The organism is Bacillus sp. 491mf (assembly GCF_900112415.1).
Classification (GTDB): Bacteria; Bacillota; Bacilli; order Bacillales; family Bacillaceae_G; genus Bacillus_A.
This window is the reverse complement of record NZ_FOLV01000006.1, coordinates 104,475-121,798: the sequence shown is the minus strand read 5'-3', so window position 1 is coordinate 121,798 and position 17,324 is coordinate 104,475. Positions and strand designations below refer to the sequence as shown.

Sequence of the window (17,324 nt, the reverse complement as noted above, 5' to 3'; positions counted from 1 at the left end):
TGAATTTATATACTGTATACTTCTAGGTTATTTAGGGAAATCCTACTCTTAAAATTAAAAAAATTCAGTCTTTATTTTCTAGGTTAGATAGAGATGAATATTTTTCGGTAAAGCCTTCGATTTAAAGAAAAAGCTGTATAGTATTCCATCACTATACAGCCTTTTTCCAATTTAACTTGCGATCCTATTGTTGGAATTGTTTGTTTTTTCTACTTGTAAAAACCGCTTTGTTTCTGAAACAACAATCCCGCTTAATCCAATTAGCCCAATTAAATTAGGAATTGCCATTAGTCCATTTGCAATATCAGAAAATGTCCAAACGAGACCTAATTTTAAGTTTGCTCCAAACATGATTATACTGATAAAAATGAGACGATAGTAACGAACCGCATTATGGCCAAATAAATATTCAACGCATTTCTCGCCATAATATGACCAACCTAACATTGTTGAATATGCAAATAAAATAATCGCAATACCAAGGATTATACTTCCGGCGCTTCCAAATACAGTTTGAAATGCAAACGTCGTTGCTTCAACACCTGTTTTACCAGAATTCCAAGCACCTGTTGTAATAAGTACTAAACCAGTGATAGTACATACGACAAATGTATCAAGAAAAGTTCCCGTCATAGATACGAGTGCTTGTTTAGCGGGGGAATCAGTCTTTGCTGCTGCGGCAGCAATCGGTGCACTTCCAAGTCCGGCTTCGTTTGCGAACACACCTCGTGCCATCCCGATTTGAATAGCGGAAGCAACGGTTGCTCCGGCAAAGCCTCCAGCAGCTGCAGTGCCATGAAAAGCACCTGAGAAAATGAGCTGGAATGCTGTAGGAATTTGATCTATATGATAAAAAATAATAATAAGTCCAGCGATGATATAAAAGAAAGCTTTAATTGGAACAAAAAAACCAGTCACTTTTCCAATTTTTTTAACTCCGCCTAAAATAACAACTGCGATGAAAAGAGCTATTCCGATTCCTGTTACGACAGGGGATACGGAAAAATTAATTTTCATGGCCTCAGCCACTGAATTCGATTGAACCATATTTCCGATTCCAAATGAAGCTGTTGTTCCGAAAATAGCAAATAATGTAGCAAGCCATTTCTTTCCTAATCCATGTTCTAAATAATACATCGGACCACCAGAGTACTCCCCGTTAGTGCCATGCATGCGATATTTAACGGCAAGAATCGCTTCAGAATATTTTGTTGCCATTCCAAACAAGGCGGTAATCCACATCCAAAACACTGCACCAGGTCCCCCGATAGACACGGCGGTTGCAACGCCAGCTATATTGCCCATCCCGATAGTAGCAGACATGGCGGTCATTAACGCTTGGAAATGGCTAATATCTCCTTTAGATGAGTTGTCCTCTGATTTTCTGAATGCTAGCTTATGAGCATATAATAGTTTGGTAAATTGTAGGCCTCGTAGACGTACTGTAAGGAGGATTCCTGTCCCAACAAGCAGCACGAGTGTCGGCAGCCCCCATACGTAATGATTGATTACTTCTAATACTTGATTCACTGTTTCCATCTTTACTCTCCTTTAGAAAAAATAAAAAACCATTTCATGTAAACGAAATGGTCTCTGGAGATACAAGGAATAGAAAAATAAACCGATTCGGGAATCGGTATTTTCTGTCGCTTGTCTCTGTCCTTTTACCTGAGAGATTATCCGCTGTAATGGCGGATTTGCTCCTTCGGTGCCCTGTTTCCTTCATGTTGCTATGCAACAGAAGGGAGTCTCTCCAGAGATTCGTCCCCATACAGTTCTACTTGAATACAAGACCTGAGAGTTTCAAAGCTGTCCGACCAGCTTTTTGCCCCATCGGTAGATCAAAAGATCTTCTCCTGTATGGTTCATCCGAATGCTATGAAATTAACATGAGTAATTATAGTCATGGATTATATGGTAAGTCAAGAAAGAAATTTCTGTGTAAGAGTAACTACATTTTGAATTAGTGCTGTTTCATTTTACTATTTTGTAAATGCGGACACTTAGCAAGGATAGTTTGTATGAACAGTTCTTCATTTTCTGGTGACAATTTAACACTGCCAAGCAAAGCTTTTGGATAGTGGATTTCTACACCGTGAAATGCAGCTGCTAGGCGAAAACCGATAAGCATATCATCAGTTGGATGAACCCCTGTAATATTTTCATAGGGAACATTACAATAAAAAGGACCACATCTTGCATATAAACTCTTTTCTCGTAATTCATAACGAATGCCGAAAATAATCCATAGCATAAATAAATCAAATATTAAAATGAAACTAGGAATGATAAGCCAATCAACAGAGTTCAATGTTTTATCTAACAAAAGTGGAAGAGAGAGGAGTGTATTAGATAACAGGATAGTTCCAATCATCATATACCAATATCCTCGGTCTCGTCTTATTTTCCAATTCATTACACCACTTCCTTTATTGTGTGAGATGTTCTCCTAACAGAATTGAGGAATATTTTATTCATATACAAATATTACCACATTTCCGTGTGTATATTAAGAATATATTATTTTTATAGAAAAATAATGAAAATAAAGTAGTTTATGTTGAATTTAAATGGCAGAATGAAGAAGAAAGGGACTCGTTCTTGAAATGAAATGTAAGTAAATAATATGTAAAGGAGAAATATATGAAACCATTACAAGGGAAAGTTGCAGTAGTAGCAGGTGGAACACGCGGTGCTGGTAGAGGCATTGCGATGATGCTCGGTGAAGCTGGTGCTACTGTTTATGTGACAGGAAGAAGTACAAAAGGAAACTTATCATCAATGGGAAGAACGGAGACGATCGAAGAAACGGCTGAACTTGTAACGAAACAAGGTGGAAAAGGAATTGCTGTTCGCGTTGATCATACTGTGAAAGAAGAGGTTGAAGCTTTATTTGTAAAAATTGAAAAAGAGCAAAATGGACAGTTAGATATTTTAGTGAATGATGTATGGGGAGGCGATCCACTGACAGAGTGGAATGTCCCATTTTGGGAACATAATTTAGATAATGGAATTCAAATGCAAACAACCGCTGTACATTCTCATATTATAACAAGTCATTACGGTATCCCGCTTATGGTAAAAAATAAGAAAGGGCTCGTTATTGAGATTACAGATGGTGTTGATTACGAATATCGAGGGAATATGTTTTATAGCCTCGCTAAAATTTCCACAATTCATTTAGCTCAGGCAATGGCAAGAGACTTAGCTCCCTACAACATCACATCTGTTGCAGTAAGCCCCGGATTTTTACGCTCTGAAGCGATGTTAGATATATTCGGTGTGACCGAAAGTAATTGGCAAGAAGGAGCAAAAAAAGATCCGCATTTTATTGCATCAGAAACACCATTTTTTATTGGAAGAGCAATTGCCGCTTTAGCGAGCGATTCTAATGTTCATAAGAAAACGGGAAAAGCACTTAGTTCGTGGGAATTAGCAAGAGAATATAAATTTAAAGATATAGATGGAAGACAGCCTGACTGGGGAAAATATTTTGAAGAACATGTAAAACATACTTTATAAAGAGTTTTGATGAATGTAGGAAAGAATAAACATAAATTGTGTTTATTCTGTTTTATAGTTATTACATTCCGTTTTCGATATTTACAGGATTATAAGATTAATGAACATTGACATGTAACCAAAAGGTGTTATATTATATTGAAGTGAAACCAAAAGGTTGTATTTTGAAATTAAGAAAGAAGGAAAAGTAATATGAATACATTACAAGATATTAAGCAAACAATCGTGCTAGAAGCGCCTATTCAAAAAGTATGGGATACAGTATCAACTGCAGAAGGTATTGCATTATGGTTTATGCCAAATGATTTTCAACCAAAAGTAGGACATGAATTTCATATCCAATCTCCTTTTGGACCATCTCCATGTAAAGTATTAGAATTTGATGCTCCTCATCATCTTTCATTTGCATGGGATACAGATGGCTGGATCGTTTCATTCATTTTAAAAGATTTAGGCGATAAGACTGAATTTACACTTATTCATGGTGGCTGGAAAGAGCCTGACTTTATCCTTCCAAAGCCGAATGAGAAAAGTTCTGTTATTCGTGAGAATATGGCATTTGGTTGGATGGCCATCGTGAACGAAAAACTTAAAAAGGTTATTGAAGGCTAAATGTCTCCATCAGCTGAAAATTACGATGTATTCCAAGCGATTGCTGATCCAACTCGTAGAGAAGTACTTCGATTACTGGCTGAAAAAGAATTGCCTATTTCAGAAATAACATCTCATTTTCCGATTAGTCGAACAGCTGTTACAAAACATCTTCACATTCTTTCAGAGGCGAAGTTAGTTAGTGGAAAGAAGGTAGGAAGAGAAAAAATTTATCAGCTGCAACCAGAGCCTTTAAGAGAATTAAAGCAGTGGCTCTCGTTTTACGAACAATTTTGGAATAATAAACTCTCCATTTTGAAACATGTAGTTGAAAATGGGGAGAATAGTGTCTTGAAAATTGTTGAAACAAAATTGAATAGACAAGAGGAATAAAATCATTTTCTTCTATATGAAAAAGAGTATGTTTGGAACAATTCGTTTTGAACATACTCTTTTTCAATTGATAAACACGATTAAAATTAATTTGAAGATGGTAATACTGTGTATAAATTGCTGTAAAAGGAATGGACTATATGAATATTGTTCTTGAAAGCATGATATTAATTGTTACAGGTGTTATCGTTTTAAAATTTGCGGGAAGTAAGTCTCTTAGTCAAATGTCAAGAGCTGAAATTATTGTCATTGTAGGTATTGGACGCATTATAGTAGAACCGGTGTTAAGTAAGAAGGTAGGGACAACAATATTAACCGCGTGTACATTTTCTATTGTTTTACTGATCATTCATTATTTAGAAGTGAAATCACGAAAAGTGGAACGATTTCTAGATGGTAACAAGATTGTTATTATAAAAGATGGAAAAATCTTAAAGAATAACTTAAGCCGCGCTAAACTGACAGAGCAGCAATTATATATGCATTTACGGGTACAAGGAATTCATGACATTCAAACTTTACAGCAAGCAACTGCAGAACCAAACGGGCGCATTGGTTATCAATTAACCGCTCAAGCACAGCCGGTTACACGTGAAGTGTTGGAAAGGGTACTGCGGCAATATATTTCTAAAGAATAAGGAGTATTAATGTGTCTATTTTTGAAAATCTAAAATTATTTCATGTAGCTTTTGTAGTCCAACAATTAAATCTTGATTATTTAGCATGGAGTAACTGATACGCATATATTCGTGTTTCGGTTCATGAACAAAGCAAGCTGCTCCGGGTAAAAAAGAAATGTCAGCTTCATTTGCTTTTTTTAGTAATGTAAATGAATTCATTGAATTCGGAAGGGAAATCCATAAATTAAAGCCGCCTTTTGGTATTTGAAAATGAATTATACCTTTTAAGGAAGCAAGTATTTCTATTGTAGTATCACGACGTATTTGTAAGGCAGTTCGTAGTTTTGCTATATGATTCTTCATTCTTTCTGTCCGTAAAAAAGGTAAAATAGCTTTTTGCGTTAACTGCGGACTTCCTATATCCATTAATGCTTTTGTGGCATATAACCAATCAAATACAGGTCCTTCGGCTAGAATTGCTGCAATACGAATCCCAGGTGCTAACGTTTTGCTAAATCCTTTTAAATAAATCACATGACCATTTGTGTCGAAATATTTAAGGGGAGGCGGAAGTTTAACATCATCAAAATAAATCTCACTAAAAGAGTCATCTTCTATAATAAAAAAGTGATAAAGTTCTGCTAACTCTATAAGTTCTTTTCGTCTTTGTTCACTCATTAATATCCCAGTAGGGTTATGAAAGGCAGGATTTACGTATAACAAAACTGGTTTATTCTTTTGACATACCTCATCTAATAAATCAGAACGGATGCCTTGTTCATCAAGCGCAATGGAAATAACGTTGATTCCTTTGTTAACAAACACATCAATGGCTGCACCGTAGCACGGACTTTCTACAATTACCGTGTCCCCTGGTTTTAATAATGTTTGAGTGATTAAATCAATTCCTTGCTGGGCACCACTTGTAATTAATAAATAAACAGGATCAGCGTTCAATCCTTGATAGTCTTTTAAATATGTGCAAATTTCCATGCGAAGCTCTTCATCACCTTGTACAGGTCCGTATGTGGCTAAAATCATTTTGTCTTCGTCTAATATTTTTTGCATTTCGCCTGATAGAAACGGATTAGGTAAAAGGCGTGGGTAGAGAATGGCCTGAGAAAAATCATAATACTTTTTGTGGCGATTGATGATATATTGAGATCTTATTACATTAACAGCTTTCATATGTTGCCAGTCATAAGGAGCATGTATGTTTAGAGGCGTATTTCTTTTTCCTTTTATGTAAACCCCTTTTCCTGGTTGTATGTATACATAACCTTTTGACTCAAGATGTTTATATGCTTTACGAACCGTCAATATACTTATTTTTAAATCCTCTGCCATGGTACGTAGAGAAGGGAGAGCGTCTCCATCCGCTAACATGCCACCTTGAATACGCTGAACGATTTGCTCGCATATTTGCTGGTAGAACGGTATATTAGATTCTTTTCGGAGTACAATCTTCATTATCTCACCTAATCTTCTTTTTATTTTCATTTAAACTGAAAAAAACTTTATAATCAACATAAAATACATACAACTGTTATATAGCTTGATGTACTGTTATACACTGTTTCCTCTATACTCACTTCAAGAATGAAAAGGGGGAAGCAGCATGGTTATTTTTAATTATCTTCTTATTTGTGTCATTTTTGGGACGACATTTTTAACAATTAAAATAGGGATTGTAGCAGGGGCTCCGCCGCTTTTTTCAGCGGGTATTCGTTTCTTTCTCGCAGGCATAATTGTCATCATGTTTTTTATCGTGAAACAGAAGCAAGTCATACCATACCTTTTAACAAAAAGAATTATATTTGCTGGATTTTGTCTTACATTTATGACTTTTGCCACATTATATTGGGCAGAGCAGTACATCTCATCAGGATTAGCAGCTGTTCTTTCGGCTACAGGCCCAATGATGATTTTATTGCTTCAAACGAAACGAACGAAAATGAAATTGAGAAGGGAACAACTTTTTGCCCTTATACTTGCTCTTATAGGAGTTGTATGCATTTCTTTACCAGGGTTACAACAGCAATTTTCTTATACTTGGAGCATTGCTTGCCTTGTTATATTAGTAGGAGAATTTTTCTACGGAATGGGCACTATTCATTCAAAGGAAATTTTAGCAGATTTACTAGATGTCTCGCCATTTTTGATTAATGGTATTCAAATGTTATATGGAGGTCTATTACTAATTGTTTGTTCTCTCTTATTAGAACATCCGAATTTATCTGTCTTAACTACATGGAGCGTTCAATGGCCAATTCTGTATTTAATATTTATAGGTTCAATAGGTGGGCATGGCCTATACTATTGGCTATTATCCAAAACCAATCCTGTATTTCCATCTACTTGGCTTTATGTTTCGCCATTAATCGCTGTTATAATAGGCTATATGTTTTTAGATGAACCAATCAAACCAGTGATGGGAATTGGAGCTTTCTTCATATTAATCGGTGTTTTTATGGCGAATCGATCCACACTTGAGTTGTATTGGAAACATGGAAAGCTATTGAAAAAAGAGATGTAAGGTTTTTATATTTCATTCTTAAAAATGAAAGGACGTTTTCAGACTTATTGTCTGATTGACGTCCTTTTTTCGGTAAGAAAATATTGAATGCTGTCCCATTTTAAGGTCCGCTTTTGACAGAGATTGTCCCATCTACTAATGTATTATTTATAATGAAGATTGATAATTAAAAAGTCTTAATTATTATTGGATAAGAAGCTGAAGTGAATTCAAACTTGCAACATTCTTCATTACAAAGTGGTATGAATGGTACTTTAGACCACCATACCACTGGTTAAAGAAAATACATACGTTGTGGACCTTTTGAGATAGATATAGTTATGTAAAAATGATAACAAGGGGGCAAGGAAGTGTTTAATGATTTTAAAATTGTGGATGATCGTCCTGTGTATGTTCAATTAAAAGATTATTTAAAAAAGATGATTATGAAAGGACACTTACTGGAGCATCAAAAGCTTCCATCTACCCGAGAACTTAGTAAATTATTATCGGTCAGCAGAAATACTGTTCTGACTGCTTACGCGGATTTAGAGCAAGCTGGTCTAATATATGCAATAAAGGGAAAAGGAAATTTTGTAGGAGAAATTGAAACGTCCAAAACTCCATCCATCGAACTAAACTGGAAAGAAAAGATAAATGAAGCTACTTTGCTAGCTGATGAATTAGATTTAATGAAGCACGGCGTTCGTTGGGAAAAAGGTATGATTTCCTTCAATAGCATCGCTCCGGACGAAAAGCTGTTTGATGTTGAAAATTTTAAACGGGCTTTTCTGACTCGAATGTCTATTGAAGGAGACATCGTATTGAACTACGGATATGCCAAAGGCTATAAACCTCTAATTGATTACCTTCTTCACTATATGGAAATGAAAGGAGTAGACATTTCCAATAAAGATATTCTTATTACGAATGGATTCACCGAGGGCTTGGATATTTTATTGTCTTCTTTAGCTAAAAAATCTAGACGTATTATTTGTGAAAACCCTACTCATCATGCGGCACTAAAACTTTTTCGTTTACATGGATTTGATATACACGGGATAGAAATGAAGGATGATGGTATTGATATTGATCAAGTTGAGAAAAGCTTATCCGAAACGGACTTTGATTTTGCATACTTAATCCCGTCTTATCACAATCCGACTGGGATTGTCACATCCTCGGAAAAAAGAACTGAGATTATGAAACTTTTTTCAAAATATCGAATTCCTATCGTGGAGGATGGGTTTAATGAGGAATTACGTTATTCAGGTTCTCATTTAGCTCCTTTAATGACTTTTGCTGGACCTGGCAACAATGTTGTCTATATTAGCAGTTTTTCAAAAATTCTTTTTCCAGGGTTACGTGTTGGATGGATTTTAGCAGATAAGGAATTAATCCACTGTTTGGAAAGTGTGAAAAGGGCGCGAACGATTCATACATCAACACTGGATCAGGCAGTGCTTTATCAATATTTACATGATGGTTATTTCGAAAAATATTTAAAAAAGGCGAGGTCAGTTTATAAGAAAAAATATGAGCTAGCCGTTCATACTTGCAATCAATATATTCCTTTTAAAAGAATGACTGGAAATGGTGGACTACATCTTTTTATAGAATTAGAAAAAGGACTGGATTCACGTATGCTTTTGAAAAAATGCTATCAAAAGGGAGTTGTTTTTTCTCCAGGAGATGTTTTTTACTCAGATGGAGGAGGAAGTAATACATTTCGATTAGGATTCTCGCGGTTAAAAGAAGAGGATATTGTTCATGGAATTAAAATAATTGGTGATACCTTAAAAAATGAAAATTGGGAGTTGAAAAAATGAAAGTTGGCGTGATTATGGGAGGCGTATCTTCCGAAAGACAAGTGTCCCTCATGACTGGGGAAGAAATGATTGCACATTTGGATAATAGTAAGTACGAAGTTGTTCCTATTAGACTTAATGACAAAAAAGAGCTTGTTGAAAAGATAAGCAATCTTGATATTGCGCTGTTAGCACTTCATGGAAAATACGGAGAAGACGGCACGATTCAAGGTACACTAGAAACTCTCGGCGTTCCATATACCGGAAGTAACATGCTATCAAGCGGTATTTGTATGGATAAAAATATGTCAAAAAAAATGATTCGTTATGAGGGTATTCAAACACCGGATTGGCTTCATATTTCAAATATGGAAGAGCTTCAACTTGAAGAAATAGACAAAATGGGATATCCATTAGTTGTAAAACCAAATTCAGGTGGTTCTAGTGTAGGAGTAAAAATCGTATATGATAAGGATGCTTTATTATCCTCGCTTGTGGAGGTATTCAAATGGGATTCTGAAATTGTAATTGAAAAATATATAAAGGGCGAAGAAATTACTTGTTCCATTTTAGACGGAAAACTTTTACCGATTATTTCAATTCAACATACGGCGGAGTTTTTTGACTATCATGCAAAATACGATGATGCGGCTACGATTGAAGAGATTGTAGAACTTCCAGTCACAACTCAAAAACGTGTCGCTGAGGCTGCAATGGCATGCTATAAGGCATTAAAATGCAGTGTTTATGCTAGAGTTGATATGATTATAAAAGATGGAATCCCATATGTCATGGAAGTGAATACATTGCCAGGGATGACAAAAAATAGCTTACTACCAAAAAGCGCTCAAGCGGTGGGAATCTCTTATAGCAAGCTATTGGATATGATTATTGAAGTCTCTTTACAGACTAGGAGAAACGAAGGTTTTTAAACTAGAAATAGAATGGAAAGCAACTATTGAGTTAGGAGTTTAGACCGATGAGTTCGAGATATGGAAGAGATACAATTGTTGAAGTGAATTTAGATGCTGTAAAACATAATGTGAGTGAATTTAAAAAGCGTGTGAACGATGAAAATATTACAATGATGGCAGCTGTCAAAGCGAATGGGTATGGCCATGGAGCAGTTCAAGTGGCGAAAGCAGCAATTGAAGCAGGAATTCATCAACTTGCTGTTGCATTTGTAGATGAAGGAATTGAACTGCGCGAGGCAGGAGTGACTGTACCGATTTTAGTTTTAGGCTATACGTCGGTTGAAGCTGTTAAAGATGCTATTGAGTATAATATCATGATAACGGTATATAGAATAGAGGATTTAAAGGGTATCAATGATATTGCTAATCAGCTTGAAAAGAGCGCACGCATTCAAGTGAAAATCGATACAGGAATGAGCCGTATTGGTCTACAAGAAGATGAAGTCTTGCTGTTTTTAGAAGAACTAAAAAACATGAAACATATAGAAGTAGAAGGTATGTTTACACATTACTCTACAGCTGATGAAGCTGATAAAACATATACAAATATGCAAACGGGTTTATTTGAGCAAGCTGTAAATACAGCAAAAGAGCTAGGAATTCATCTTCCTTATATTCACAGTTCAAACAGTGCTGGATCAATGGAGCTTGGTAATACATTTCAAAATATGGTTCGTGTTGGAATTGGGATTTATGGTATGTATCCTTCAAAAGAGGTAGATCATACAGCCGTGTCTTTAAAGCCCGCATTATCATTAAAGTCGAAAGTAGCTCATATTAAGCAAGCGAAAAAAAATCGTGGTGTAAGTTATGGGAATACGTACGTAACAACGGGTGAGGAATGGATTGCGACTGTACCAATTGGATATGCGGATGGTTACAATCGTCAATTATCTAATAAAGGATATGCGTTGATTAACGGAATTCGTGTGCCTGTTATTGGTCGTATTTGTATGGATCAATTAATGCTGGATGTTACAAAGGCATTGCCTGTACATGTTGGTGATGAAGTAGTTTTTTATGGAAGTCAAGGCAAGGAATCGCTTAATGTAGATGAGATTGCAGATACATTAGGTACGATTAACTATGAGGTTACTTGTATGTTAAGTAGAAGGATACCTCGTATCTATATAAAAGATGATAAGCCAATTGAAATAATAAACGAACTACGAAAAAGTCTATAATACAGATAAGGACGTCTTAAGACATATTGTCTTATGGACGTCCTTTTTTCGGTAATACAATATTGAATGATGTACCTTCCGAAAGTTCGCTTTCGACAGAAATTGTGCCATTATGAGCAAGTACAAGTTTATAGACAATCGCCATTCCAAGTCCAGTACCTTCAGAGGAAGAATCAGTTGTTGTTCCACGGTAATATTGTTGAAATAGATTTTCTAGCATATGAGAGGACATGCCAACGCCATTGTCCATAATATGGATTACTACATTTTTGTCATCGTCAGAAAGTGTTGTGTATATATCGGTGTGTTCAGGATTGTGTAAAATTGAATTCATTAAAATGTTTTGTAAGATACGCTGCATAAATTTATAATCAAATTCAGCGTGAATGACAGGTGTTTTCGTTTTAAAGTGAAGACTATAGTTCGTCGCTTGTGGATCGTGACTAATATCGGCAACAACTCGTTTTGTAAATTCAACTAAATCTTGATTCGCCTTATTTAACGGTAACTTACCTTCAGTGCAATTTAATTGTAAGACGAGGCTTAAATCTTGAATTAATTCTTCCATATGTTTTCCTTTATCATCAATTTCTTGGATAAAAGATTGAACCTCTTCTTTTGACCACTCATACTGATCATTTAATAAAAGTGCCGAATACCCCTTAATATATGTTAGTGGTGTTTTTAAATCATGCGAAATACCAGCAATCCATTCTTGTTTGGCGTGCTCTATTTTTTCTCTTTCTATTTCAGAAGCTTGTAATTTTCCAGATAATATTTGGAGCTGTTGAAGTACCTCTTGATATAGTAGATAACGCTTACGAAGTTTTCCTTTTCGTGTATAAACTCTTTGCAAATCTATAGGTTGCTTATAGTTTTCTTGTGAGAGTTGATGGATCCAAGTCATTATGAATCCAATTGGACCACCAAAATACCATCCAAATAAGACAATGCAAATAATTGTACTAATAACAAAAATCCCGGCTACAAACAAACCTTCAGTGTTTTCATTAACAATGATACCGAACAGCGGAAGAATACCTTCAACAATAATGACAATGCAAAAACCGGTTACAAGCATCCAAAGAATAAGTCCTATTGCTAAATGGAATGTAAATCGAGTTTTTATTCGCATATAAGTGCCTCATTTGGAGGAATAAATTTATAGCCAATTCCTCGTAAATTTACAATGATTTTTGGTTTGCGTGTATCATCCCCAAGTTTTTTTCGCAGTTTGGATATATGGATCGTGACGGTTTTTTCTTCTCCAAAAACATCGTTTCCCCATACAAATTCGTAAAGCTGAGCAGTCGTGAAAATACGATTCGGATTTTTGCAAAAGAAATGTAGTAATTCCAGTTCTTTTGCTGTGCATTCTACCGAATAGTTTTTAACTGTTAATGTCGCAGATTCAGGATTAAAAGTGAAGTAGTCATAATTGTATAAAGTACTTTGTTGTTGTGAACTCTCATACATTTTTTGACGACGAAGGATGACTTTAATTCGAGCTATTACTTCTAAAGGATTAAAAGGTTTTGTAATATAATCATCTCCGCCTATTCCTAAACCGGTCAATTTATCGAAGTCAGTCGAGCGCGCACTAATAAAAATGATGGGTGTATTTGTATTTTTTCGAATTTCCGTACATAGTTCAAATCCACTTATATCTGGGAGCATGATATCAAGCAAAATAATATCATATACATTTTCTTTGATACGTTGCAGCGCATCTTTGCCTGTTGAGGTAGTTTCTATATGAATGAAATTCTCTTTCCTTAGTATTATTTCTAATAATTTCAATATACCAACTTCGTCATCTATTACTAATATTTTTGCAGATTCCATTTCAAATTCCCCTCATTTCAAATTCATCATATCAATTTATTTTCTGTAGATGTGTATCCTAATAAAAAAATATTACAAGCATTTTCCATAGAGTTTACTTTGATTTTACTTTCATTCGTTATGCTTATTTTAACATATCGATATAAAGTAGGAGGGATAATGAGTGGAAACTATTATTAAAATTAACAAATTAAGTAAGTCGTTTAAGGGAACTGAAACGGTTTCTAATGTCAATATGAAAATTAACAGAGGAGAAATTTATGGTTTTCTAGGACCAAATGGGGCTGGAAAAACAACTATTATGAAGATGATCTTAAATTTAGTAAAACCATCTTCAGGTGAAATCATTGTATTAAATCAGCCTGTTTTACCAACATCTTATCAATATTTAGAAAAAATAGGCAGCATCATTGAATACCCAGTGTTTTATGATCGGTTAACAGCAAAGGGAAATTTAGAATTTCACTGTGAATACATCGGATATCATGATGAAAGAGCGGTGGGTGAAGCTTTAGAAATTGTTGGACTTAAAGAGGTGGCAAATAAAAAAATTCATGAATTTTCGTTAGGGATGAAGCAACGATTAGGGATTGCGCGGGCGATTGTTACGAAACCAGAAATTTTAATCCTTGATGAACCTATCAATGGACTTGATCCAATTGGTATTAAAGACATTCGAGAGCTCTTATTACATTTAAAAAAGGAATACGGAATTACCATTTTAATTTCAAGTCATATTGTCTCAGAAATTGAATCTATTGCAGATACTATAGGCATTATTAATCAGGGTAAATTATTAAAAGAAGTAAAAATGGAAGAAATCAGAAAAGAAAATATCGAATATCTTGAAATCGAAGTAGACAATTTCAAGAAAACGACACAGGTGTTGGAAGATAAATTGGGAATTAAAAAGTATGAAATAGTGAACCAAAATACGATTCGGATTTTTGAACAAGCCATTTCTCAATATCAAATTAATAAAGAATTGATATTGAATGACGTCATAGTAAAGAGAATTGAAAGAAAACAACACAATTTAGAAGAGTACTTTTTAAACCTTATTAATGGAGGCGGTCAACATGTTTAAGATTATGAAACTAGAATGGAAAAAACATCACTTATCTAGTTATTTTAAAGGACTAATAATTTGTATTGTAGGGATTTTTGTTGCTGTCGGTCTTATGGCAGTGGGTTCTAAAGGTGAGAGTGAGGTAATGTTTCCAGATTATGCCGGATTCATGGCTTTAACGAATATTCTTATTCGAATAACATTTATCATTTTTTCAAGTGTAATTTTATCGCGTTTAGTCATTGATGAATATAAAAGCAAAACGATTCAATTCGTGTTTACTTATCCACTACAACGGAAAAAAATATTGCAAGCTAAATTATCAATTGTATTTGCATTTTGCTTTTTTAGCATAATTTTCACTACTTTTATTATTAGTATGTTAACTTTTTTCTTAAACCCAATTATAGGATTCTTCGAAACACCTGTTAGTATAAATGAAATAATTACTACAATTCCAACTACTTTTATTCATGCATTTATGATGGCAGGAGTAAGCCTAATTCCTTTATATTTTGGTATGAGAAAAAAGTCAACTGCTACAACAATTACTTCAGCTGTATTGATTGGGTTTTTGATAAACTCAACTGTTTCTAATGGCGGTAGTTCGACTAGTTTATTCGAATTTATTGGAGTGCCAATTGCATTCTGTCTACTTGGTCTAATCATTGGCTATCTTTCTTATCATAAAATTGACAAAATCGATGTTGCTTAAACAAAGAAGAGATGGAATAATATTCAAATTCAATAAGGGATGGGGAATAAAAATTGAAAAAAATAATACTAGCTTCTACTGCATTACTTGTAACTGGCGGATTCGTTTTTAGCTTCAAAGAAGTAGAAGGAAAGAGTTTTGAAAAAGAAAAATCCTTTGAAGCAAATAGTATTGAAGAAGTAGAGATAAACAACGAATCTTGGGATATTAAGTTCAAAAATACGAAGTCAAAAAAGATAACAATCGAAGTTGAAGGAAAACAAAAGGACAAGAAGAAAGATCCCGTAACAATTAAAAATGATGGGAAGAAAATTGAAATTAATCAGAAAGACCAAAAGGGATTACTTGAAGGATTCAGCTTTGGGAAGAAAGGTACTATCTATATTTCTATTCCAAAGAATGAAATAGATACGATTACATTGAATAATCGTTTCGGTGATATAAAAATGAATGATATAGCGACTAAAAATATTGTAATTTCAAACGAATCTGGTGCTGAAAAAATTGAAGGACTGTCAGCAGATAAGGGTAAATTCACATCAAAAGATGGGGAATTAAGTTTGAAGGATAGTTCGTTACAGGAATTAACAGTAGTTTCTACTACTGGTGATAATTATATTTCAAATGTGACTAGTCCTAAAATAAAAGTTACCTCAACAGATGGTGAAGTATCAATTAAAAATGCAAAAGAAGAAAAATCATTGTTTGTAGAAACAAAATCAGGAGATATCGCTGTATCTTATAAAGAAGCTCCGACTTCATTAATGCTTATTGCTAATAGTCTTTCATCTGATACAACAGTTAATTTAGGTAGTTTTAAGAAAAAAAGAGATACTGAAAAATCAAAAGAAGGAACCATTGGTGATGCAGCGAATAAATTAGAGGTTTTAAGTAAAGAAGGAACTATAAAGATAAATTAACATATTTGCTGATTTGAAATAAAGCTTGGCCCAAAATATTAATTGCATTTGGAAACAAACAATAAGAACCCATTTTGAACAAAATTTTAAATGGGTTCTTATTGTTCAAATCATATTTAAGTTTTATAAAAAAGTTCGATTATTTTCTTTGTTCTTTTTTGTTGAACTTACATTCCAATGATAAAAAAATTTAATTTTCTTTTTTTGATTGTGTTCTTAGATAATGAAGTATCTCCCTTGATGCAAACTCAATAAAGCCGCTGATAAAATCTAACTTATCCTCTGCTAAAAAGGGAGTATAACCTTGAGGATTGCCAACATAGCCTTTGGGAGCAATCGATTTAGTTCTTTCGCCTCCTTTTTGCCACTCTTCCTGATCTTCCTTACTTAATAGCCTTGGGGATAGTTCCTTGATTTTTTCTTGCTTTACCAAATCAGGAAAATATTTTAGAAATCGTGCTGTTCCCTGCGCTCCTGCGTGAAAATCTGGAAAGTGAGGAGGGGGCTCGAACGAATCAAAGGAAAAATCGATATCAAAAATCAAAAATTCTTCTTGATCTTTTGTGATCCCTAGCTGATTCGCTAACAAATTAGCAATAACCGAACGAACATCAATATTTAGTGTTTGCCTTGTCTTTCTAATTGCTCCTATCAGCGCATCACCATGCTGTTGATCTCCGTGTATATCAATGACAAATATATGCTTTGCTCCCCATCTGAATAGGGATTCCCACATATCGAATAAGACTGCATGTACGGTTTGTAGGCTGTAATTAAGGGGAATAACTTAATTATATAGTTAGAAATTCACCTTCTATAATCATTATTCCTTTTGCATACCTTGTTCTGTTAATATTCAATTAGAAAAGAAAAATTTCGTATTAAATCTGAAATAAAACGAAAAACATGTATTTGCAGTTAGAGAGATTATATCTAATATGAGAGCGGATGACGAAAAACTTAAGTTTGCAGCTGACCATTATGAAAAGATTTTTCGATCCATTAAGAATATTCTCTATTATCGTTTTGGGGAAGAATGTGTTTCTTAACTTGATAGCGATGTGGCGGGAACCCTAAATCAGCATCTCCAAAACAAGGAGACGTGCAGAATTAAAAAGAACAGACTTTTCTTTTTTGAAAAGTCTGTTCAAAAATAAATAAATTTAAG

Annotated in this window: 17 protein-coding genes and 1 riboswitch; of the genes, 11 read left to right on the top strand and 6 right to left on the bottom strand. The window is 34.4% G+C overall.

The features are described 5' to 3' along the window. Positions 1–171: 171 nt before the first annotated feature. Both BM211_RS08830 and BM211_RS08825 read right to left on the bottom strand, forming a co-directional pair. A complete protein-coding gene (locus BM211_RS08830) occupies positions 172–1,539 on the bottom strand; it encodes an alanine/glycine:cation symporter family protein (protein ID WP_090996490.1) in 1,368 nt (455 codons plus the stop codon). Between the two features lie 107 nt (positions 1,540–1,646). Beyond that, positions 1,647–1,767, bottom strand: a riboswitch (glycine riboswitch). Positions 1,768–1,963: 196 nt separating this feature from the next. Further along, complete coding sequence (locus BM211_RS08825) at positions 1,964–2,416, bottom strand: PH domain-containing protein (RefSeq protein WP_035431354.1); 453 nt, start codon at positions 2,414–2,416, stop codon at positions 1,964–1,966. A 227-nt stretch (positions 2,417–2,643) separates the two neighbouring features. On the opposite strand from BM211_RS08825, the gene BM211_RS08820 reads away from it, so the two are divergent. From BM211_RS08820 to BM211_RS08805, 4 genes are all read left to right on the top strand, one after another. Further along, positions 2,644–3,522, top strand: coding sequence for an SDR family oxidoreductase (locus BM211_RS08820; protein ID WP_090996487.1), 879 nt, complete (start codon positions 2,644–2,646; stop codon positions 3,520–3,522). A gap of 192 nt (positions 3,523–3,714) precedes the next feature. Further along, positions 3,715–4,134 carry an SRPBCC family protein gene (locus tag BM211_RS08815; RefSeq protein ID WP_035431349.1) on the top strand — a complete coding sequence of 140 codons (420 nt, stop codon included), beginning with the start codon at positions 3,715–3,717 and terminating at the stop codon, positions 4,132–4,134. Beyond that, on the top strand, positions 4,135–4,506 hold the full coding sequence (locus BM211_RS08810; protein WP_035431347.1) for an ArsR/SmtB family transcription factor: 372 nt from the start codon (positions 4,135–4,137) through the stop codon (positions 4,504–4,506). Between the two features lie 140 nt (positions 4,507–4,646). Continuing rightward, the gene (locus BM211_RS08805) at positions 4,647–5,144 is read left to right on the top strand and encodes a DUF421 domain-containing protein (protein WP_035431345.1); all 498 of its coding nucleotides are present in this window, start codon (positions 4,647–4,649) and stop codon (positions 5,142–5,144) included. 15 nt (positions 5,145–5,159) lie between these two features. On the opposite strand, the gene BM211_RS08800 is transcribed toward BM211_RS08805, so the two are convergent. After that, positions 5,160–6,596 (bottom strand): MocR-like pyridoxine biosynthesis transcription factor PdxR, encoded by a 1,437-nt coding sequence (locus BM211_RS08800; protein ID WP_090996484.1) that lies wholly within the window; start codon positions 6,594–6,596, stop codon positions 5,160–5,162. Positions 6,597–6,744: 148 nt separating this feature from the next. On the opposite strand from BM211_RS08800, the gene BM211_RS08795 reads away from it, so the two are divergent. From BM211_RS08795 to alr, 4 genes are all read left to right on the top strand, one after another. Beyond that, positions 6,745–7,662 (top strand): DMT family transporter, encoded by a 918-nt coding sequence (locus tag BM211_RS08795; protein WP_035431341.1) that lies wholly within the window; start codon positions 6,745–6,747, stop codon positions 7,660–7,662. A gap of 350 nt (positions 7,663–8,012) precedes the next feature. After that, positions 8,013–9,470 carry a MocR-like pyridoxine biosynthesis transcription factor PdxR gene (locus BM211_RS08790; RefSeq protein WP_090996481.1) on the top strand — a complete coding sequence of 486 codons (1,458 nt, stop codon included), beginning with the start codon at positions 8,013–8,015 and terminating at the stop codon, positions 9,468–9,470. Continuing rightward, positions 9,467–10,381, top strand: a complete 915-nt coding sequence (locus tag BM211_RS08785) for a D-alanine--D-alanine ligase (protein ID WP_090996478.1) — start codon at positions 9,467–9,469, stop codon at positions 10,379–10,381. Before BM211_RS08790 ends, BM211_RS08785 begins: the two co-directional genes overlap by 4 nt. 47 nt (positions 10,382–10,428) lie before the next feature. Further along, positions 10,429–11,607 (top strand): alanine racemase, encoded by a 1,179-nt coding sequence (alr, locus tag BM211_RS08780; RefSeq protein WP_090996475.1) that lies wholly within the window; start codon positions 10,429–10,431, stop codon positions 11,605–11,607. Positions 11,608–11,638: 31 nt separating this feature from the next. Here the strand turns inward: alr and BM211_RS08775 are convergent, their stop codons facing one another. Together BM211_RS08775 and BM211_RS08770 are read right to left on the bottom strand one after the other, a co-directional pair. Continuing rightward, the gene (locus BM211_RS08775; RefSeq protein WP_090996472.1) at positions 11,639–12,742 is read right to left on the bottom strand and encodes a sensor histidine kinase; all 1,104 of its coding nucleotides are present in this window, start codon (positions 12,740–12,742) and stop codon (positions 11,639–11,641) included. Beyond that, positions 12,733–13,452: a response regulator transcription factor gene (locus BM211_RS08770; protein ID WP_090996469.1), complete on the bottom strand. Its 720-nt coding sequence runs from the start codon at positions 13,450–13,452 to the stop codon at positions 12,733–12,735. The genes BM211_RS08775 and BM211_RS08770 overlap by 10 nt, the downstream gene beginning before the upstream one ends. 163 nt (positions 13,453–13,615) lie before the next feature. Between BM211_RS08770 and BM211_RS08765 the strand changes: the two genes are divergently transcribed. The 3 genes from BM211_RS08765 to BM211_RS08755 are packed head-to-tail and all read left to right on the top strand — an operon-like array spanning position 13,616 to position 16,156. Beyond that, the gene (locus tag BM211_RS08765; RefSeq protein WP_090996466.1) at positions 13,616–14,539 is read left to right on the top strand and encodes an ABC transporter ATP-binding protein; all 924 of its coding nucleotides are present in this window, start codon (positions 13,616–13,618) and stop codon (positions 14,537–14,539) included. Beyond that, the gene (locus tag BM211_RS08760; protein ID WP_090996464.1) at positions 14,532–15,236 is read left to right on the top strand and encodes an ABC transporter permease; all 705 of its coding nucleotides are present in this window, start codon (positions 14,532–14,534) and stop codon (positions 15,234–15,236) included. The genes BM211_RS08765 and BM211_RS08760 overlap by 8 nt, the downstream gene beginning before the upstream one ends. A gap of 53 nt (positions 15,237–15,289) precedes the next feature. Then, entirely contained in the window at positions 15,290–16,156 is an 867-nt protein-coding gene (locus BM211_RS08755) for a DUF4097 family beta strand repeat-containing protein (protein ID WP_090996462.1), read from the top strand. Positions 16,157–16,346: 190 nt separating this feature from the next. On the opposite strand, the gene BM211_RS08750 is transcribed toward BM211_RS08755, so the two are convergent. Beyond that, entirely contained in the window at positions 16,347–16,940 is a 594-nt protein-coding gene (locus BM211_RS08750) for a creatininase family protein (protein ID WP_256217058.1), read from the bottom strand. Positions 16,941–17,324 lie beyond the last annotated feature (384 nt).